Here is an 18,583-nt window from a genome sequence, read left to right on the forward strand (position 1 = left end):
TCGATAATCACATACTAAAAACGCGTTTTGTGGAGTTATAGTGGTGGAAATAGAATAACCAATAGCCCCACGATTCTATGAGAGCCCTATTTAGCGCTGCATGCTGTGTACTCCTTTTCTCTTTGGCAGCCAGTGCGCAGAATTCACCTGATTGCAGAACGGCCATACCTGTCTGTGCAGATGCCCCGATCATGGGCACCACGGACGGTAGTGGGGATATTGATGATTTTGACCCCGAGGTCATTACGCAAACAGGCTGTCTGGAAAAGGGCAGTGTCAGTTCCGCCAATATTGAGAACAATACGGGCTGGTATGTGTTCAGGGCCGGTACCGATGGGCAAATAGGTTTTGATATTGAAGCACTTCCAGTGAACCCGGGAAGTCCAATTACTGCAGAATGGGATTTTGCACTCTATGGTCCTTTCGACGAAACTTCGGGAGAGAATTACTGTACCATTGTGGGAAATGGTTCCGCCCAACCCATACGCTGTAATTACGAATACAATGATACCGGTTTTACCGGGATAGGGGTGAACCCAGTGGATGGAAGGGTAGGTGCGCCTTTTGTGAAACAGAGCCAGAACACCTATGATGAATGGCTGAATGTGACCGCTGGGGAAATCTATTACCTCTACATCAACAATTACAACACCAACTTTGACGAAGATCCGGAATCCTTTATCCTGACCTTTACGGGCAGTTCTGTGGATGCTGATCAGGATTCCGCTTTGGACTGTACCCTTCGGGATGAGTTTTTGGGCTTGGACATCGTGGCCTGCGAGGGCGACCCGGATATTGTGCTGAGTGCACTGAATTCTCCTGTGGGTCCCAGTATCTCCAACATCGTTTGGGAGCTGGATGCCGATGATGACGGAACCTATGAAACGGTATTGGCCTCAGGGGCGGACCAGACCGAGTTGACCGTATCCAGTCCGAACTCGGGACGATATAGAGTGACCATTCAGTCTACTTTTGGAACAACCATTACCGACGATATCCTGATTACGTTTTATGGCACTCCAGAGTTGGATGAGGTGGTGGTCATAGACGATTTGGTCCACAGCGACCAGACCGACCCCTACAATGTGGAAATTGTGCCCTTGGGCGATGGCAACTACGAATATTCCTTGAATGGTGGTGAATATCAGGACGATCCTATTTTTTACGATGTCCCTCCTGGGATGAACGAAGTGGTCATCAACGATAAAAATGGCTGTGGCACTTCAGATGCCTATCAGTTTTTGGTGGTGGGCTATCCGAAGTTCTTCACACCCAATGGGGATAGTGTGCATGACAACTGGAATGTGTATGGGATTGAGCAACTAAACAATGCTGTTGTATATATCTTTGACCGTTATGGTAAACTCTTGAAACAGATGGACCTCAACACGGGATGGGATGGCACCTTCAATGGCAGGGATCTGCCTTCTTCGGATTATTGGTTCCGATTGGACTATGACCGTGACGATGAGGGGGTATTGGTGGCACGTTCTGTGCGAAGGCATTTTTCTTTGGTGCGATAAAAAAAGGCCGGATTGTGTCCGACCTTTTATCTGTTTTTTCAATTTTATTTTTTAGAATTTCATGGTATAGCCCAATGAAATATTGGTATTGATCCTGTTGACCATGGCCGCATTGTCGATGCCGCTGTCAAAAAGATAGGTGTTCACATCCTGTTCGGAACGGCTATAGGCCAGATCCAACCTGCTTCCACCAAAATCATAACCGATACCGGCCGAGAATCCATTGAGGTCGCCCACAAAGTCCGTGTTCTCATAAGGGCTTTCCTCAAATCGGTAACCGGCCCTCAAGCTCACGCGTTCTATTCGGTATTCGCCGCCCAGCCTAAAGGAATTCACGGCGCCCAATTCGGTGGAAATAAAATCGTTCTCTGCGGCAAAGTTGGGATCCGAGGTGGGTCCGAGCTCTGCTTTGGACATGTCTTGGTAGCCATAATCAAAACTGATGAGTCCATCTTGTCCAAACACAATGGCCACACTTCCTGTATATTTTTCAGGGGTCCTGATCTTGTATTCATCATATAGGTTCACGATGCCAAAATTGATGAAATTGATATCCGATACGGCCAATGAGGAATTGATGCGTTGGGAAGTATCATCGGTCAGTCTGTACCATGTGGGGGATTGGTAGCTACCACCCACACGTACGCTTTCGTTCAATTTAGCAATGGCGCCAAGACTGAAGGAAAAGCCGTAGCCCTCGGTGTGCAGAAAGTTGTCAAAAGAGGTGAACTGGACAGGGGATGCCTGGTCATATCCATCCTCATCAAAATAAGTGACCCTGTCATAGAGCACATTGTGGAAGTTCACCGTGGCTCCTAGATAGAGGTTTTCCTCGTATTGCGTGGCAAAGTTCAGCGTAAACTTGCTATTGTAGCCCGAAGTGGTCCTCAAATAGCTTTGGTTCAAACTACCGTATTCCGCATTGGAAAAATAATCGGTGTTGGCATCATCGTCCACGGTGGGTTCGATGAGCCCTGCCTGAAAACCAAGAAAAGCCTGTTGTGCGGCATAGCCAAGATTGGCGCCAATATCAAGGTAGGCTTCTTCAATAAATTCTCCTTGTTGGACCCGTAGCGGTCCCAAAGGCTGACCTTGGGCAAAGTTCAAAAAGTAATTGTCGATGCCCGAGGTGGAACTTCCAGCGGCAAAAATTTCATTGTCAAAATTCTGGACCATGTCATAGTTGAAGGCCAACGCTATTTTTTTCCATGGGCTGTTCGTGGAATTGAACACAAAAACCCCGCCGACTTGGTTCAGATTCAGAGAATTGTCCTTGGTGTTTCTGAGGCTGTTTCCGTAGCGTACATCATTGTTGCTGTGATAGTTGGACCCTGTGATGCCTACCTCGCTATAGTTGAAGACTGCCGACCCTGCAGGGTTTACGTTAAGGGAGGACAGATCTCCACCCAAGGCGCCAAAGGCACCGCCCATGGCTTGGAACCGCGCGGTTCCCTGTATGTTTTCAGTACTATACCGAACTACATCGTCTATGGTCTGCGCGCTTGCAAAAGTGCATGCCAATACCATGATGAAAGTTGAGATTCTTTTCATTTCCCTTGATTTAGTTTAAATGATACTGTTTTGGAATTTATGACCTTCCACCTCTACCGCCGGAACGGGATGACCCTGAAGACCTGCTAGCACCGCCAGAGCTTCTTGAAGAACTGCCCCCAGAACTTCTATAGCTTCCCGAACTCCTTGAACTGCTACTACTGCTCCTGTAACTGCCGGAACTTCTGGATGCTCCAGAAGATGATCTATTGTAGCTACTGCTGCTTGGTGTAGATCTTCCTGAGGATTGATAGCTTCTACTGCTACCGGAACTCCTATAACTTGGAGATGAACTCCTGGTGGCCGAATTGCTTCGATTGTATGTGCTGTTACTCCTCGTCGAGGGAGAGGTTCCATACGAACGGTAAGTCCTGGAAGTCCCACTATAACTTGGATTGGAGCGTGTGCTCCTGCTGGTCCTGTAATCCCTGTTTCTTGCAATCGCATCCGCACTGACAGATCTTCTGGCAGTGGTGCCGTTGCTGTAGCTTCTTGAAGTCCTGCCTGCATTGGAGCGGCCACTATAGGTTCTGGTGCCGCTGGTCCTTGAAGCAAGGTTGGACCTTCCTCGAAGGGTGGTGCCGGGAATATAACTGCTGTTATATCCTCTTCTGCCGGTCATGTAGGCGTAGTTTCTACGATAATTGTTGTAGTAATAGGGCCTGTTCCAGTGGCCATAATATCCACCCCAGCCATAATAACCGGCATATCCCCAACCACTGTAGGGGTAGCCCCAGCCATAGTAACCGGCCCAGCCCCAATTGTTATATCTCCATGGTCTGTTCCAACCCCATCCCCAACCGTAGTAAGGGTAGTTCCAGCCGTAGCCCCAGAAAGGATCGTTCCACCCCCAATATATGCCTCCCCAGCCCCAGCTATTGTCATACACATTAATGGTGACATTGGATGGGTTGTCTCCCCAACCTGGATTTCCGTTATAGGTATTGTTATAGGCAAAATAATCTGTTTGTTCCCCATAAGGAATGGTGTCATTTACCATTTGACTGGAGTAGCTGTCAATATCGGTAAAAATCTCGCCGTCCAAAATTTCTTCGTACTCGCTCGCTTTTTGTCCAAAATAATCCCCATAGACATTGCTCTCCTGCTGTTCCATCCGGACGGCATCTGCATTTTTCTTCTCAACACGGACCACTCGGTCACCACTGGAATAGATGCCATCATCATAATAGGATGCTTGTTGGTAAGAGCCACAAGAGACCGCTAAGAGGGCGCCCACTATGGGTATGGCGAAAATATGGAATTTGTTGTGGGGTAAAGACTTTGACATGACGCAATTTTTATTGTTGAACATATTAAAAATAATTAGTTTTACCGAATTATTTTATTAATAAAATCACAAGTTTTGTGCCAAACTACAATAGATGGGTAAAAATTTGACAAGCCGGGCCGAGGATTATTCCAAATGGTATAATGAACTTGTTGTAAAGTCGGATTTGGCTGAGAATTCAGGAGTTAGGGGCTGTATGGTGATAAAACCCTATGGCTATGCGATATGGGAGAAGATGCAGGCGCAACTGGACAAGATGTTCAAGGAAACGGGCCATGAGAATGCCTATTTTCCATTGTTCATCCCCAAATCCTATTTGAGCAAGGAAGCCAGCCACGTGGAAGGCTTTGCCAAGGAATGCGCCGTTGTGACACACTACAGGCTGAAGAATGCAGAGGATGGCAGTGGTATTGTTGTGGACGAGGATGCCAAATTGGAGGAAGAGCTCATTGTCCGTCCTACCTCGGAAACCATCATCTGGGATACCTACAGGAGATGGGTGCAGTCCTACAGAGACCTGCCCATTTTGGTGAACCAATGGGCCAATGTGGTCCGTTGGGAAATGCGCACACGTCTGTTTTTAAGAACTGCTGAATTTTTATGGCAAGAAGGGCATACGGCCCACGCCACCAAGGAAGAAGCCTTGGAAGAAGCAGAACAGATGATGCACATTTATGCCGAGTTTGCTGAAAGCTATATGGGTGTTCCGGTGATCAAAGGGACCAAGACCGAGAGCGAGCGCTTTGCCGGAGCGGAGGAAACCTATTGTATTGAGGCATTGATGCAGGATGGGAAGGCTCTTCAGGCAGGTACCTCACACTTTTTGGGACAAAACTTTGCCAAGGCATTTGATGTGAAATTTGCCACGAAAGAAGGAAACCAAGAATATGTTTGGGCCACTTCTTGGGGCGTTTCCACTCGATTGATGGGTGCTTTGGTAATGACCCATGGTGATGATAACGGATTGGTATTGCCGCCAAAATTGGCCCCCATTCAAGTGGTGATTGTGCCCATTTATAAAGGGCTTGATCAATTGGATGCCATTTCGGAAAAAGTGGAACCCTTGGTCAAGGAACTGCGTTCCAAAGGGATTTCCGTAAAATATGACAAAAGGGATACCCATAAACCCGGTTTCAAGTTCAATGAATATGAGCTCAAGGGCGTTCCTATCCGTTTGGCCGTTGGCCAGCGTGATTTGGAGAACGGAACCTATGAAGTGGCCCGAAGGGATACTTTGACCAAAGAAACCGTGAAGGCGGAAGAGATTGTGGAGAAAGTAGCTTCACTGCTTGAGGACATCCAAGAGAATATTTACAACAAAGCTTTGGATTTCAGAAAGAAACACATCACCGAAGTGGATACTTATGAGGATTTCAAAAAAGTGATCGAGGAAAAAGGAGGGTTCGTATCTGCCCATTGGGACGGTACCGCCGAGACCGAGGACAAGATCAAGGAGGAGACCAAGGCCACCATCCGCTGCATTCCATTGGGTGCCCAAAAGGAAGAAGGGAAGTGCATGGTGACAGGGAAACCTTCTGAGCAACGGGTGTTGTTTGCAAAGGCCTATTAAACAGGTGGCAAAAAATAAAATTTACTGTTGCAAGACTTAAAAATAGTTGTATTTTTGCATCCGCAATTGTGTAACCATAATGGCCCGTTCGTCTAGGGGTTAGGACGCCAGGTTTTCATCCTGGTAACAGGGGTTCGATTCCCCTACGGGCTACGAAGTTCAATGGAATAGAGAAATGCAAGGGTTTTTTGCCTTTGGTTTCATTTAAAATGGCCCGTTCGTCTAGGGGTTAGGACGCCAGGTTTTCATCCTGGTAACAGGGGTTCGATTCCCCTACGGGCTACAAAAAAGAATTTAGAAAGTATAAATTAAGATAATGGCAAACCATAAGTCAGCATTAAAGAGAATCAGAAGAAACGAAGCGGTACGTTTGCGTAACAGGTATCAGCACAAAACCGTGCGTAATGCTATCAAGAAATTGCGCAATGAAGAGGACAAGAAAGCTGCCGAGGCTTTGTTGCCCACTGTGGTCGGCATGATCGATAAGTTGGCCAAGCGTAACATCATCCATAACAACAAGGCTTCAAACTTGAAGAGCAAATTGATGGGCAAGGTTGCTGCTATGTAAGCTTGATCCAAGTCAAAATATATTATCAAAGCGCTCCCATGTTTGGGGGCGTTTTTTGTTTTATGGGGCTTTCATTCCTTACCGGAAAGCCTTCCTTTTTGAAATCAGGAATCCCAGCATGAAGGTTCCGTACATGAATAAAATCAGGACGATCAATACTTGACGTAATTGGTATTCTGCCCAGACTTTTGGTGCTTCATAGGCTATCAGGAACAAAAAGGGGAAAATAGCATGGAAAACGGCCAACCCCAGAGTAATCCAGAACATGAGATTGTATTTCATGGAATGCAGCTGGGTCCCTTCGCTCATTTTTTCTTTGGCGTATAGGGCAATGTTGACCAAAAGTATTATGGATGCAATCAAATCCGCATAGTACAAGTTCATGTGCAGTGGGTCTTGAAAGAAAAGGCTGACCACATAGGCCAACATGCTGATGCAGGCACCATATCGTACCCAGTTTCTGTGTTTGTCCCCCTTCAGTATTCGCCAATAGATGTAATAAAAAAATAAAAATGTGACGACTGAATAGATATTGTAGATGATCACATTATGCCAGCTGTACCGATCATCGGAGAAAAACTGAAAATCATCATGGTGACTAATAAAGTAGCCCAGCAGCTCGGTTAGGAAGGTGTACATCAAATAGATGGGAAAATACTTTAGGGGCGTGTCAAAGTACGATCTGTAGCGAAAAACGGCCACCAGCCAAACAAGGAGGTAAAGAAGGATGTAATATTGGTTTGAAAAGAAATTATAGAGCTCCTCGATCATCGATTGTTATGTTCCCTTTTATTGGAGGAGCCAATTTAAGCAATAAAACGCCCACAGCGATTCGTGCCACGTTCTTTCACCTGAATGCTTTTCGCTTCCCCGCCAAAAGGCCAATGATGAAACAGCCATATTGGAAAACAATCGAACTCAACAGGATCGGTCTCAGGTATACATTCACTGTAATGCCCAAATTGAGCTTGTACATGGTCAAAATGATGGGGAACAAGGTATAGAAGGCCAATAATCCAATGCTTACCCAAAACAATAGGTTATATTTTAGTGGTTGCGGGTTCTCCTCTTTGGCTTTTTCCTTGAAATACAGTACAAGGATGGCAATCAGTACCAAGGAGACGGCGATATGGGCATAGGTCATTTGGTCGTGCAGGGGGTTACAAAAAATGGCATTGACCACATATATGACCACACATGAGACACTGGCATAGAAAATCCACTTTTTTATCGATTCATTTTTGGTGTTCTTTCGATACACTTCAAAGAAGAAAAGAAAGAACACCAATTGATACACATTATAGATGATTACGTTATGCCATGCGAAACGGTCATCTGAAAAAAATTGAAACTCATTCGAATATTTGATGAAATAGCCCAATAGCTCCGTAAAAAAGGTATAGATGATAACCATGGGAAGGTATTTCAACGGGGTGTCAAAATACCTTCTGTACCTATACACCGCAATTATCCATGTAAGAAGATAAAGGGGGATGTAGAAATGTGCTATCAAATATTTGAAAAGCTCGTTGGGCATACTGGGTTAATCGAAATCATCAGGATACGGGGGAGGTCCTGAACTTCCATGGTTCAAGTTCAGGCTCTGTTCATCAATTACAGTGGCGGATAGGCTGGGAACAAAACCGGCCTGTGACCTTTCCCCTTGATCGGATTTGTAGCCGATACCTGTTTCCCCAACGGCATTTTTGATCAATTTAGCCTTTCCATCGGCGCCAATATAGAAGCCATAATCCATGCTGTCCACTCTCATGGTGGGCACAATGAAGATGGAGTTTTGCCTAGGGTGGACTACTTTGTCCCCATCGGGAAAACGATCTTTGTCCGGATAGCTCGCAAAGTAGATCCGAAGCGAGGAGATGTCCACTTGGGCCTCTTTGGCCTCTTGTTCAATGAAGGCGATGTACTGTTTGATGGTGGCGTAGTCAAAATCACTGAAACGGGCTGGCACAAACTTTTCGTCCGGCTTTCGCTCCATTTCATATTGTTGTATCATGCCCAATCTGTGTTTGGTGTAATTGTCGTAGAGGGATTTGGATTCCACCAGCGAAATGATCCCGCTTGGAGGGGAGACCTGCTCTTCTCTAGGCTTTTCAGGTTTTTCTGGGTCGGTTTCGTCTTTTTTTGGCCCTTGTTGGCAAGAGCTGGCCAAGAGCAGGATGGATGCTAAAAAAGCAAAGGCAGTTTTTCTGTTGTTTTTCATTGAATAAGTATTTAAGGTTCAGTTTTGAGGAAACCAATTTAAAGATATGCCTTTTCTTCAAATTGATCAAATAAAAAACCCTCCAAGAAATTTTGAAGGGTTTTTATTTTATTGAAATTGAATCATTTACAAAATTCTATTCGTTCATTGTGAGTAAAAATTCCTCATTGTTACGGGTCTGTTTGATGCGCTGCTCCATAAACTCCATGGCCTCCACAGGGTTCATGTCCGCCAGATACTTGCGCATGATCCACATACGTTGGATGGTGTTCTCGTCCAACAGCAGGTCATCCCTTCGGGTCGAGGAAGAAATCAGGTCAATGGCAGGGAAAATTCTTCGGTTGGAAATCCTACGATCCAACTGAAGTTCCATGTTACCGGTACCCTTGAATTCCTCAAAGATCACCTCGTCCATCTTAGATCCTGTTTCAGTAAGGGCCGTTGCAATGATGGATAATGATCCCCCATTTTCAATGTTCCTTGCGGCTCCGAAGAAACGTTTGGGTTTGTGCAAGGCATTGGCATCCACACCACCACTCAATACCTTCCCGGAAGCGGGCTGTACGGTGTTGTAGGCGCGTGCCAATCGGGTGATGGAATCCAAAAGGATCACCACATCATGGCCGCATTCCACCAATCTTTTGGCTTTGTCCAGAACAATGTTCGCCACTTTTACGTGTTCGGAAGCTTCTTTGTCAAAAGTAGAGGCGACCACTTCACCGCGAACGTTACGCTGCATATCGGTAACCTCTTCCGGTCTTTCATCGATCAATAGGATGATTTGGTAAACCTCTGGGTGGTTGGCCGCAATGGCATTGGCGATGTCCTTCAGCAACATGGTCTTACCCGTTTTGGGCTGGGATACGATCATGCCCCTTTGTCCTTTTCCAATAGGGGAGAACAGGTCCATGATCCTAGTGGAAATGGTGCTCTGTTTTTCTGCCAATTTGAATTTTTCCTTGGGGAACAAGGGGGTCAAGTGTTCAAAGGAAACCCTATCCCTGACCACTTGAGGGTCAAGCCCGTTGATTTTGTTCACCTTGATCAAAGGGAAATATTTTTCGCCTTCTTTTGGAGGTCTGATGTTCCCCAAAACAGTATCCCCGGATTTCAGTCCGAACAATCGGATCTGTGATTGGGAAACATAAATATCGTCAGGGGATGATAGATAATTGTAGTCGGAAGATCTTAGGAACCCATAACCATCCTGCATGATGTCCAGAACACCTTCACTCTCAATGATGCTGTCGAATTCAAATTCAGGCTCTTTGTACCTATTCTTGAGATCCTTGTCAAAATTGTTGTTCTTTTTGTCGTGTTTTTCGTGGTGGGTATTCTTCTGGTGTTGTTGCGGGTGTTGGTTTGTCCTTTTGGCATTACCTTGCCCTTTTGGGGCATTGTTCTGTTTGTTCTCCTTTTTTTGCGGCTGCGCCTTGGCGTCATCCTTTCTATCCTTGGCTTCGGTTTCAGGAGCTTTTTCAGCGGTTTCTACCTTGGGTTCTTTTGGCTCTACCATTTTGGGTCTGGGAGTCCTTTCACGTTTGGGTTTGGGGGCAGGCCTTTCTTGGGGTTCGGCAGTGTTCTCCACCACCGCTTTTGGGTTGGATGCCTGGACATCGAGTATCTGATATACAAGATCCAGTTTTTTTAGGGTTTTGAATTTAGGAACATTAAGATCCTTTGCAATTTCTTGCAGTTCAGGAAGCTTTTTAGCTTTTAGATCTGAAATCTCGAACATTAAGTATAGAATAAGTTAAACGTGTCTAATCTGAATAAATTGAAGTAAAAGTTATTTGGGTGCTACTGGAGGAAAGATTTCCTAGGTAAGTACTTCGCTAATAACGACACAATAATACAAATTATTTTTTAAGAATAAGCGTCTATTTATCAAAAAGACAGTTATTTTTGCGTTTTGAAATCGATTTTTGCAATGATTCAACGGATTCAGACGTTTTATTTGGTGATAGTGGCCCTGATTACAGGCGTGCTTCCCTTTTTTCTGAACCTTTGGGTCGAAGTGGGGGGCAAAGAGGTGTATGCCCAAAATGAAATTTTGGTGAGTGTGGCCTTTTATGCTTCAGCGGTTTTGGCCGTTATTGCCATTTTGCTGTACAAGAAAAGACAAAATCAATTTGTGGTGAACAGATTGAACATCATATTGAACCTTTTTTTACTAGGATTTTTCGTTTATCGATCGCTAAGCTTATCCGGAGAAGCTGTGGTTTCTGAGAAGGGTATTGGGATGCTGATTCCTGTATTTTCTATCGTTTTTCTGGTCCTGGCCAACAGGGCTATCAAAAAGGATGAAGATCTTGTAAAATCTGTTGATCGCTTACGTTGAACCTAACATCTTAGTAGTATTAGTGCGAAAGAATCCCGGCCTCTTGGTCGGGATTTTTGTTTTTGATGCATATTGAATTCATGGTCTAAAGTGCAAATCCTTGATTGAATGTGGCAATGTTGAAGCCTTTGTCCAATACTATCTGTTGTTGGCCGCTATTATTGATCAAAAGAGGATTGGTATGGTTGAAATGAATAAAATGGATTTTTGATCTTTCATCATCGGGCAAGGACTGGAATAGCTTTATGCTTTCCACAACAAAAGGATGCGGAATTTCACTTATATTACGGGTGTTGATCTCATCCCCATCAAAAAAGGTGGCATCTAAAAAAGCAAGGTCCACATTTTTGATTTCGGCAACAATATCCTTTTCCCATCGGGACCACTTATCAATATCAGGGATAAAAAGAACGGATTTATTGGGTCCCGCAATTTTGAATCCGACCGTTTCGGAATATTCATCCCGATGCGGTACTATAAACGGCGTTACCACTATATTTTTGGAAAGTGCAATTGGCCTTTCGTTTTCTAATGGGCGGATTTCAATATTGTCCAAGGCAACCAATTGGTCCCATGGCCCATTGCTTTCCAAAAAGGCCTGCATTTTGGGCATGGCATATACGGGGACTCCTTTGGCTCCCAAGGCTTCCCTTCCCAAATACATGAGACCGGAATAATGTCCAATATGTGCATGGGTCATAAAAATACCGGAAGGCGTTTCATCGATGCTGCCAGAGAACTCTTTTAAAAGTTTCATTTGGGAGGTGATGTACGGTGTGGCCTCAAAAAGATAACTCTTGTTGATTTCATGGTCCACAAGGCCCAAGGATACCACCTTGCGGTCACTGTCAGGATTGTTGAACAAGTCTGCACAGCACGATTTCTTGCAGCCAATATGCGGACTCCCTCCATCTTGTACGGTCCCCAAAATGTGAAGGGTAACAACACTTTGTGCTTCGAGGGGTGAATTTTGGTCCAACTTTCCTGCGGGTTTCTCCTTGCAAGAGGTTAAAATCAAGATCAATGCAAGTATATATGTTCTCATTTCCTATCTTTTTCCCAATTCAATGACTTCCAAATCCGAAATTTTATCCCCATCCACCACAAACCGTAGCATGGTTCGTACCTGGTGGAACCCGTGTTTGCCACAAGCACCTGGGTTCATGTGGAGCAGCCCCAGTTTTTTGTCGTACATCACCTTCAGGATGTGGGAGTGCCCACAAATAAAAAGTTTTGGTGGATGCTGTCTGATCTCATCCCTTACCCTGACATTGTAGCTGCCGGGATAGCCCCCAATATGGGTGATCCAGACATCCACACCCTCACACATGAACCTGTTGTTCTCCGGATATTCTTTTTGAATGATATGGTCGTCGATGTTTCCATGTACGGCCCGTAATGGCTTTACGGCCATCAAGGCATCCATCACCCCAAGGTTGCCTATGTCCCCGGCATGCCAGATTTCATCGGCCTGGGCAGCATATTTTAAAATGGTCTTGTCTATGTGGCCATGGGTGTCGGAAAGCAATAAAATCTTGGTCATAACGCTAAAAATATGCTAAAAAAAGAAGGCGGGATTTGTGTTGGAAAGGTTTGGACTATCTTTATTGACTTAAAAGTAAGGGATTCCATTGAGATATTTTATCCAATTTTCCTATTTCGGGAAAGCATACCACGGATGGCAGAACCAACCCAATGCCATAACCGTGCAAGAGGTATTGGAAAAAGCCCTGTCCACCCTTCTGCGGCAAAAAGTAGAGGTCGTAGGGGCAGGAAGGACCGATGCCGGAGTGCACGCCAAGGAAATGTTCGCCCATTTTGATTTTGACCTTATTGAAGATACGGCACAGTTGGTGTACCGCCTGAATGCCTTCCTTCCAGAGGACATTGCGGTCCAGGACATCCATCGGATGGTGACCGAGGCCCATGCCCGGTTTGATGCCGTGGAGCGCTCTTATGAATATTGGTTGGTGCGGGAAAAGAATCCGTTCTATTTTGACCTTGCCCACATCGTGACATATCCTTTGGATATGGACGTCATGAACCAAGCGGCCCTGAAGCTGCTTGCCTATACGGATTTTGAATGTTTTTCCAAGTCCAATACCGATGTGGGGACGTTCAATTGCGATGTTCGCCATGCAGTTTGGGAGGCCCAGGAGGACAAGTGGGTATTTACCATCACGGCCGACCGATTTTTGAGGAACATGGTCCGGGCCATTGTGGGTACCCTATTGGACGTGGGTATGGGAAAAACGGCCCTCGGGGATATTGATGCCATATTGGCAAGCAAGGATAGGGGGGAGGCAGGTGTCTCCGTCCCTGCAAAAGGTTTATATTTGACCAAGGTTTTATATCCAAAAGAATTATTTGATGAGCAAAAAGGATGATGTAGGAAAAGCGTTTGATTTTCGACTGTTCAAGCGTGTTTTTTCGCGAACTAGGCCCTACAGGGGCATCTTTTGGTTGGTGGCCATTGTGGCCATTCTTTCCGCTGCATTTGCCATTGTAATACCGTTGTTGGTAAAAAATATCATCAACCAATCACTGGAAAGCAAGGATGCAGGGCAACTGCTCAACAATGTTTTGTTGATGTTGACTTTTTTGATTGGACAGGTGACCACCCAGTTGTTGTTCAATTATTATGCGAACTTGTTGGGCGAATCGGTCATCCGGGACATCCGAATCAGTCTTTTTGAAAAGATGACCAGCTTTAAGATGACCTTTTTTGACAATTCGTCCATCGGGGTTTTGGTCACCAGGGCCGTTGCGGATATGCAACGTATCGGTGAGATTTTCAGCCAAGGATTTTTTATGATTGTGGCCGATGTCCTGAAAATGTTGTCCGCCGCCATCATCATGGTGGTCATCAATTGGAAATTGGCATTGATCGTGTTTGCCATTATGCCGATCATTCTTATTGCTACGCGACTGTTCCAGCAAGCCATGAAAGTGGCTTTTGTGGAAGTGCGTGCGCAGGTGGCCAACCTTAATTCTTTTGTACAGGAACGCATCGCAGGAATGAAGATTGTCCAATTGTTCAATAGGGAGGAGATCGAGAAGGAAAAATTCAGGGTCATCAACGAAAAACACCAAAATGCTTGGTTGAAGACCGTGTGGTACAACTCCATATTTTTTCCCATTGCGGAAATTGCGAACTCCATCGGCATCGGTTTGGTGGTCTATTTTGGATTGATCCAGAACATACAGAATGTTGGGTTGGACAACAAAGGGGCCATAATTGCCTTCTTTTTCTTGATGGATCTTCTTTTCCGTCCACTGCGACAGATTGCGGATAAGTTCAATACCCTTCAAATGGGGATGGTGGCCGCCAATAGAGTGTTCCAGATACTGGACACCAATAGTCACATTGCCGATGAAGGAACACAGGAAAGGGAACATGTCAGGGGAGATATTGAGTTCAAGGATGTAAGGTTCAGCTATGTCAAGGATGAAGAGGTGCTCCACGGAATCTCGTTCCAAGTGAAAGCAGGAGAGACCGTTGCCATTGTTGGTGCCACTGGGGCCGGAAAATCTACCATCATCAACCTGCTCAACCGTTTTTATGAGATCGATTCCGGACAGATATTGGTGGACGGGGTCAATGTAAGGGATTATACACTGCGGTCCCTGAGGTCGCACATAGCCATTGTGTTGCAGGATGTTTTCCTTTTTGCAGATACCATTGCCAACAACATTTCGCTTCGGGACGGGAACGTTACCATTGCCCATATTGAGGCTGCTGCCAAGCAAATTGGGGTGCACGAGTTTATATCGAGCCTACCCGGCGGATACCAATACAATGTGAAGGAGCGCGGAACCATGCTTTCCAGTGGCCAGCGACAGTTGATCGCCTTTTTGCGGGCCTATGTGAGCAATCCCAGTATCCTGATCTTGGATGAGGCCACATCTTCTGTGGACACCTATTCCGAGCAATTGATCCAACGGGCCACGGACAAGATCACGGAAGGAAGGACTTCCATCATCATTGCGCACCGTTTGGCGACCATCAAAAAGGCGGACAAGATCATTGTGATGGATGGGGGTGAGATCGTGGAGATCGGAACGCACCAAGAGCTCCTAAAAAATGGGGGGTATTACAACGATCTCTATACTGCACAATTTTTGGCCGAGGAAGTGGCTTAATCTTTTATGGGCCGAAAATCTTCCAAAGTCAACTCACCAGTGAGCAACATGATTATGGGAAACAAGGCGGACAACATAAAATAAAGTATCCCTGTCAAAAAAAAGAACAATATGATTCGGGCCACCAATGCTATGCCTTTTGATGAGGAAATCCGCTTCACTACATATCCGGCATAGACCAACATGGACAATGAGCCAATCAAGGAATAGGAAAGATAAAATTGTGGCACAAATGCTAAGACCAAGAGAGAAGGGATGAAGCTGAACAGGCTGAAATGGGCCAATGTGTACATAAAGATAGTGGTCCTCTCGGCAAAATTGTATTTTTTCTCATCAAAGCACAACCAGCCAGCAATTGCCATTAAAGGAATGAAAAGGATGAAGATCAATGCTTGGAAATCCAAAATAAAACCCATCATTTTTTCTTGATAGACCGTCTGTGCCCCTATATCAAGAAAATCAAAATCCATGCTTCCCAAAGATCGGGTCATCATATAAACAATGAACCCGGAAAGGGTAATAGCAATCCCCAAATAACTGATCGGGTTCAGGTATTTTCTCCGTTGGCCCTGTAGGTAGCCCTCGATCACGCTTTCAGGTTTGGTGAAAAGGTGTACAAAGGTTTTGATGAAGGTATTGTCCAAATTGAAATACCTGTCCATGATGTCCACCCAAAGATTTTTGATGGTGATCCTGTTGCGGATCACTTTTCCTCCACAATTGGGGCAGTAGAGGTAGTCGGTCCTCAGGTTGTCGTCACAGTTTTTACATTTCATGCTTAGTCCAGGTCCTTTTTGATGAGCTTGATGAGCTCTTCCGCCCCCTTGAAGGGAACAAATTCACCATTTTTGATATAGGAGATAGATCCCGTTTCCTCACTGACCACCAGACAGACGGCATCCGTCTTCTCCGTGATTCCGACCGCGGCCCGGTGTCTCAGGCCAAAACGGAGCGGAATGCTCCGATCGTTGGAAACGGGAAGGATCACCCTTGTGGCCGTTATAAAATTGTCCTGCACCACAATGGCCCCATCGTGCAAAGGACTGTTCTTGAAGAAAATGCTCTCCAAAATGGGCTGGGTGACCATTATGTTCATGGCATCCCCCGACGATTTGACAAAATCCAGGGAGTTGTTCCGTTCAATGACGATAAGGGCGCCCGTTTTGGTGCTGCCCATACGCTCACAGGCCCCAATGATGGCCTCCACGTTGGTGGTGGTGGATATCGTTTCCTGCTTGAGGAACTTAAAATACCTGAGGAAATTCCGTTTGGTCGCAAAATTGGTGGAGCCCACCATCAGCAAAAATTTGCGAATCTCTTGTTGGAATACGATGATGAGTGCAATCAGTCCAATGTTCATAAAACCGCCCACCATACTGCTGATCATTTTCATCTGGAGCAACTCGGTCAGTTTCCACAAGGCCCAAACAATCACAATACCGATAAAAATATTGATTGCCACGGTGCCCTTGACCAGTTTATAGATGTAGTAGAGCAATGCGGCCACAAGGACAATGTCGATAATATCCGTAATCTTGAAATCGAGAAAATTTAGAAAATCCAACCGCAGTGTTTTTGTAAAATTAGCAAAAATAGAAGAACCATAAATCAGAGTGCGTTCGCTTTTAAGGCTTCCACAAGTTTAATACATTCCACGGCCTCTTTTACATCGTGCGCCCTGATAATATTGGCCCCTTTCAGCAAGGCAATGGTATGCAGGGCCGTGGTGCCGTTCAGTGCCTCTTGGGGCGTGCTTTCCAAAACCTTGTAGATCATGGATTTTCGGCTCAGACCGATCAGAATGGGCAGCCCAAAGGTCTGGAACTGGTCCAGATGGCTCAGAAGGGTGTAGTTCTGCCCCGTGGTCTTGGCAAAACCAAAACCTGGGTCTATGATAATGTCGTTGATTTTCAAGGATGTGGCCTGCTGTACTTTTTGGGAGAAATACATTCGGAGGTCTTTGACGAGGTCATTGTAGGAAGCTTCTTTTTGCATGGACTGGGGAGTACCCTTCATATGCATCATAATGTAGGGCACCTGATGTTTGGCCACCGTTGGGAGCATTTCCGGGTCCAGATTGCCCGCTGCAATGTCGTTGATCATGGCAGCACCATGATCGATGCTTACCGAGGCAACCTTGCTCCTAAACGTGTCAATGGAAATCAACGTTTTGGGGAAATGTTCCAAGATCAGGTCCACAATGGGGATGATCCGTTTCAGTTCCTCATCTTCGGGAACATGTTCGGCACCCGGCCTGGAACTGTAGGCCCCGATATCGATAAAATTGGCGCCCTCACGAAGCATTTCCTCAACCCTTTTCAGGATGGAAGGGCCATCTTTGTATTTCCCCCCATCAAAAAAAGAATCAGGAGTAAGGTTAAGGATGCCCATCACTTTGGGAACGGTCAAATCTATCAGCTCACCTTTACAGTTTATGGTCATAAAAAATACCTGCTTTGTTGGGTTTCATTATCTTTGGCAAGGAGGTTGCCCAAAAAATATTGAAAGTCGTCATTCTGAATTTATTTCAGAATCCCATCATGTTGATAAACAATATATTGTGAGAACCTGAATCAAGTTCAGGTTGACGAAAACCGACTTTTTGGGCATCCGCATTACAATTGGACGAAATTTACGCAAATTAGCAACAATACATGCAGCAGACATCCCAACAATACGATGCAGTGATACATACCTGTAGAGAATTGTTCCTGAAAAAGGCCCAAGATTATGGTACCGCTTGGCGGATTTTGCGGCTCCCATCCCTTACCGATCAGATCTTTATAAAGGCACAGCGCATCCGAAGCCTGCAGCAGAACGCGGTGCGGAAGGTGGATGAGGATGAACGGTCCGAATTTATCGGGATCATCAATTACTCCCTCATGGCGCTTATCCAGATCAAAAAGGGAGTGGTGGAGCAACCCGACCTTTCAGCAAAGGAGGCCATTGAACTGTATGATGAGGAGGTGGCCATTACCAAGAAACTGATGGAAGACAAAAACCACGATTATGGTGAGGCATGGCGGGACATGCGCGTGAGTTCATTGACGGATTTGATTTTACAGAAAGTGCTCCGGGTGAAGCAAATTGAGGACAATAAAGGCAGCACTTTGGTGAGCGAGGGAGTGGATGCCAACTATCAGGATATGGTCAACTATGCTGTGTTTGCATTGATTCATCTTAATGGGGATACAAATTTCAAATCACAAATTCCAAATCACAAAGCATGATGAAGGTATTTGGATTTAAGAGAAAAGATACAAGAACAAAGTAAGATGGGTTATTGCCAAGCGCATACTTTATCCATAGCTGAGGATGCATTGGTGAAAATTAGTGAAATTCCTGCCTGCGGCAGACAGGCGTGTCAGACCAACATGG

The 18,583-nt window shown here is 45.5% G+C and carries 18 protein-coding genes and 2 tRNA genes; 9 read left to right on the plus strand and 11 right to left on the minus strand.

Annotation, left to right across the window (positions count from 1 at the left end; translation table 11 throughout):
• Positions 1-77 precede the first annotated feature (77 nt).
• Complete coding sequence (locus D2V93_RS05115; protein WP_119618670.1) at positions 78-1,523, plus strand: T9SS type B sorting domain-containing protein; 1,446 nt, start codon at positions 78-80, stop codon at positions 1,521-1,523.
• A gap of 51 nt (positions 1,524-1,574) precedes the next feature.
• On the opposite strand, the gene D2V93_RS05120 is transcribed toward D2V93_RS05115, so the two are convergent.
• Both D2V93_RS05120 and D2V93_RS05125 read right to left on the minus strand, forming a co-directional pair.
• A complete protein-coding gene (locus D2V93_RS05120) occupies positions 1,575-3,074 on the minus strand; it encodes an outer membrane protein transport protein (RefSeq protein WP_119618671.1) in 1,500 nt (499 codons plus the stop codon).
• A 37-nt stretch (positions 3,075-3,111) separates the two neighbouring features.
• Positions 3,112-4,362 carry a hypothetical protein gene (locus D2V93_RS05125; RefSeq protein WP_245978096.1) on the minus strand — a complete coding sequence of 417 codons (1,251 nt, stop codon included), beginning with the start codon at positions 4,360-4,362 and terminating at the stop codon, positions 3,112-3,114.
• Positions 4,363-4,456: 94 nt separating this feature from the next.
• Here D2V93_RS05125 and proS point away from each other — a divergent pair, with 94 nt between their 5' ends.
• From proS to rpsT, 4 genes are all read left to right on the plus strand, one after another.
• Positions 4,457-5,932: a proline--tRNA ligase gene (gene proS / locus D2V93_RS05130; protein WP_119618672.1), complete on the plus strand. Its 1,476-nt coding sequence runs from the start codon at positions 4,457-4,459 to the stop codon at positions 5,930-5,932.
• 81 nt (positions 5,933-6,013) lie between these two features.
• Positions 6,014-6,085: transfer RNA gene (locus D2V93_RS05135), tRNA-Glu, on the plus strand.
• 58 nt (positions 6,086-6,143) lie between these two features.
• Positions 6,144-6,215: transfer RNA gene (locus D2V93_RS05140), tRNA-Glu, on the plus strand.
• A 33-nt stretch (positions 6,216-6,248) separates the two neighbouring features.
• Positions 6,249-6,500, plus strand: a complete 252-nt coding sequence (gene rpsT / locus D2V93_RS05145; RefSeq protein WP_072877118.1) for a 30S ribosomal protein S20 — start codon at positions 6,249-6,251, stop codon at positions 6,498-6,500.
• A gap of 78 nt (positions 6,501-6,578) precedes the next feature.
• Here rpsT and D2V93_RS05150 read toward each other — a convergent pair whose 3' ends face one another.
• From D2V93_RS05150 to rho, 4 genes are all read right to left on the minus strand, one after another.
• Positions 6,579-7,271 (minus strand): hypothetical protein, encoded by a 693-nt coding sequence (locus tag D2V93_RS05150; RefSeq protein WP_119618673.1) that lies wholly within the window; start codon positions 7,269-7,271, stop codon positions 6,579-6,581.
• A 76-nt stretch (positions 7,272-7,347) separates the two neighbouring features.
• Positions 7,348-8,037: a hypothetical protein gene (locus tag D2V93_RS05155; protein ID WP_119618674.1), complete on the minus strand. Its 690-nt coding sequence runs from the start codon at positions 8,035-8,037 to the stop codon at positions 7,348-7,350.
• A gap of 6 nt (positions 8,038-8,043) precedes the next feature.
• Positions 8,044-8,721, minus strand: a complete 678-nt coding sequence (locus tag D2V93_RS05160; RefSeq protein ID WP_119618675.1) for a hypothetical protein — start codon at positions 8,719-8,721, stop codon at positions 8,044-8,046.
• 136 nt (positions 8,722-8,857) lie between these two features.
• A complete protein-coding gene (rho, locus tag D2V93_RS05165; RefSeq protein WP_119618676.1) occupies positions 8,858-10,459 on the minus strand; it encodes a transcription termination factor Rho in 1,602 nt (533 codons plus the stop codon).
• Positions 10,460-10,651: 192 nt separating this feature from the next.
• On the opposite strand from rho, the gene D2V93_RS05170 reads away from it, so the two are divergent.
• Positions 10,652-11,062 (plus strand): DUF4293 domain-containing protein, encoded by a 411-nt coding sequence (locus tag D2V93_RS05170; RefSeq protein ID WP_119618677.1) that lies wholly within the window; start codon positions 10,652-10,654, stop codon positions 11,060-11,062.
• An 85-nt stretch (positions 11,063-11,147) separates the two neighbouring features.
• Here D2V93_RS05170 and D2V93_RS05175 read toward each other — a convergent pair whose 3' ends face one another.
• On the minus strand, positions 11,148-12,107 hold the full coding sequence (locus D2V93_RS05175; protein WP_119618678.1) for an MBL fold metallo-hydrolase: 960 nt from the start codon (positions 12,105-12,107) through the stop codon (positions 11,148-11,150).
• A gap of 3 nt (positions 12,108-12,110) precedes the next feature.
• Positions 12,111-12,605 (minus strand): metallophosphoesterase family protein, encoded by a 495-nt coding sequence (locus tag D2V93_RS05180; protein ID WP_072877135.1) that lies wholly within the window; start codon positions 12,603-12,605, stop codon positions 12,111-12,113.
• Positions 12,606-12,693: 88 nt separating this feature from the next.
• On the opposite strand from D2V93_RS05180, the gene truA reads away from it, so the two are divergent.
• Together truA and D2V93_RS05190 are read left to right on the plus strand one after the other, a co-directional pair.
• Positions 12,694-13,449 carry a tRNA pseudouridine(38-40) synthase TruA gene (gene truA / locus D2V93_RS05185; RefSeq protein ID WP_119618679.1) on the plus strand — a complete coding sequence of 252 codons (756 nt, stop codon included), beginning with the start codon at positions 12,694-12,696 and terminating at the stop codon, positions 13,447-13,449.
• Entirely contained in the window at positions 13,433-15,205 is a 1,773-nt protein-coding gene (locus D2V93_RS05190) for an ABC transporter ATP-binding protein (RefSeq protein WP_119618680.1), read from the plus strand. Before truA ends, D2V93_RS05190 begins: the two co-directional genes overlap by 17 nt.
• On the opposite strand, the gene D2V93_RS05195 is transcribed toward D2V93_RS05190, so the two are convergent.
• Genes D2V93_RS05195 through folP form a run of 3 tightly spaced genes read right to left on the minus strand, consistent with a single transcriptional unit; the run spans position 15,202 to position 17,647 of the window.
• Positions 15,202-15,981: a DUF3667 domain-containing protein gene (locus D2V93_RS05195; protein WP_119618681.1), complete on the minus strand. Its 780-nt coding sequence runs from the start codon at positions 15,979-15,981 to the stop codon at positions 15,202-15,204. The two genes, D2V93_RS05190 and D2V93_RS05195, sit on opposite strands and share 4 nt — an antisense overlap.
• 2 nt (positions 15,982-15,983) lie before the next feature.
• Entirely contained in the window at positions 15,984-16,769 is a 786-nt protein-coding gene (gene cdaA, locus D2V93_RS05200; RefSeq protein WP_119618682.1) for a diadenylate cyclase CdaA, read from the minus strand.
• 44 nt (positions 16,770-16,813) lie between these two features.
• Positions 16,814-17,647 carry a dihydropteroate synthase gene (folP, locus tag D2V93_RS05205; RefSeq protein WP_119618683.1) on the minus strand — a complete coding sequence of 278 codons (834 nt, stop codon included), beginning with the start codon at positions 17,645-17,647 and terminating at the stop codon, positions 16,814-16,816.
• A 212-nt stretch (positions 17,648-17,859) separates the two neighbouring features.
• Between folP and D2V93_RS05210 the strand changes: the two genes are divergently transcribed.
• Positions 17,860-18,435 carry a DUF1599 domain-containing protein gene (locus tag D2V93_RS05210; protein ID WP_119618684.1) on the plus strand — a complete coding sequence of 192 codons (576 nt, stop codon included), beginning with the start codon at positions 17,860-17,862 and terminating at the stop codon, positions 18,433-18,435.
• Positions 18,436-18,583: the final 148 nt, after the last annotated feature.

The sequence above is a fragment of the Flagellimonas taeanensis genome (assembly GCF_003584105.1).
Lineage (GTDB): Bacteria > Bacteroidota > Bacteroidia > Flavobacteriales > Flavobacteriaceae > Flagellimonas > Flagellimonas taeanensis.

Coding starts and splice junctions, on each gene's coding strand:
- D2V93_RS05195 (WP_119618681.1), bottom strand. CDS start 15,981: ATGAAATGTAAAAACTGTGACGACAACCTGAGGACCGACTACCTCTAC.
- D2V93_RS05210 (WP_119618684.1), top strand. CDS start 17,860: ATGCAGCAGACATCCCAACAATACGATGCAGTGATACATACCTGTAGA.
- D2V93_RS05125 (WP_245978096.1), bottom strand. CDS start 4,362: ATGTCAAAGTCTTTACCCCACAACAAATTCCATATTTTCGCCATACCC.
- D2V93_RS05155 (WP_119618674.1), bottom strand. CDS start 8,037: ATGCCCAACGAGCTTTTCAAATATTTGATAGCACATTTCTACATCCCC.
- D2V93_RS05175 (WP_119618678.1), bottom strand. CDS start 12,107: ATGAGAACATATATACTTGCATTGATCTTGATTTTAACCTCTTGCAAG.
- D2V93_RS05170 (WP_119618677.1), top strand. CDS start 10,652: ATGATTCAACGGATTCAGACGTTTTATTTGGTGATAGTGGCCCTGATT.
- D2V93_RS05180 (WP_072877135.1), bottom strand. CDS start 12,605: ATGACCAAGATTTTATTGCTTTCCGACACCCATGGCCACATAGACAAG.
- folP (WP_119618683.1), bottom strand. CDS start 17,647: ATGACCATAAACTGTAAAGGTGAGCTGATAGATTTGACCGTTCCCAAA.
- proS (WP_119618672.1), top strand. CDS start 4,457: ATGGGTAAAAATTTGACAAGCCGGGCCGAGGATTATTCCAAATGGTAT.
- D2V93_RS05115 (WP_119618670.1), top strand. CDS start 78: ATGAGAGCCCTATTTAGCGCTGCATGCTGTGTACTCCTTTTCTCTTTG.
- D2V93_RS05160 (WP_119618675.1), bottom strand. CDS start 8,721: ATGAAAAACAACAGAAAAACTGCCTTTGCTTTTTTAGCATCCATCCTG.
- rho (WP_119618676.1), bottom strand. CDS start 10,459: ATGTTCGAGATTTCAGATCTAAAAGCTAAAAAGCTTCCTGAACTGCAA.
- D2V93_RS05120 (WP_119618671.1), bottom strand. CDS start 3,074: ATGAAAAGAATCTCAACTTTCATCATGGTATTGGCATGCACTTTTGCA.
- rpsT (WP_072877118.1), top strand. CDS start 6,249: ATGGCAAACCATAAGTCAGCATTAAAGAGAATCAGAAGAAACGAAGCG.
- D2V93_RS05190 (WP_119618680.1), top strand. CDS start 13,433: ATGAGCAAAAAGGATGATGTAGGAAAAGCGTTTGATTTTCGACTGTTC.
- D2V93_RS05150 (WP_119618673.1), bottom strand. CDS start 7,271: ATGATCGAGGAGCTCTATAATTTCTTTTCAAACCAATATTACATCCTT.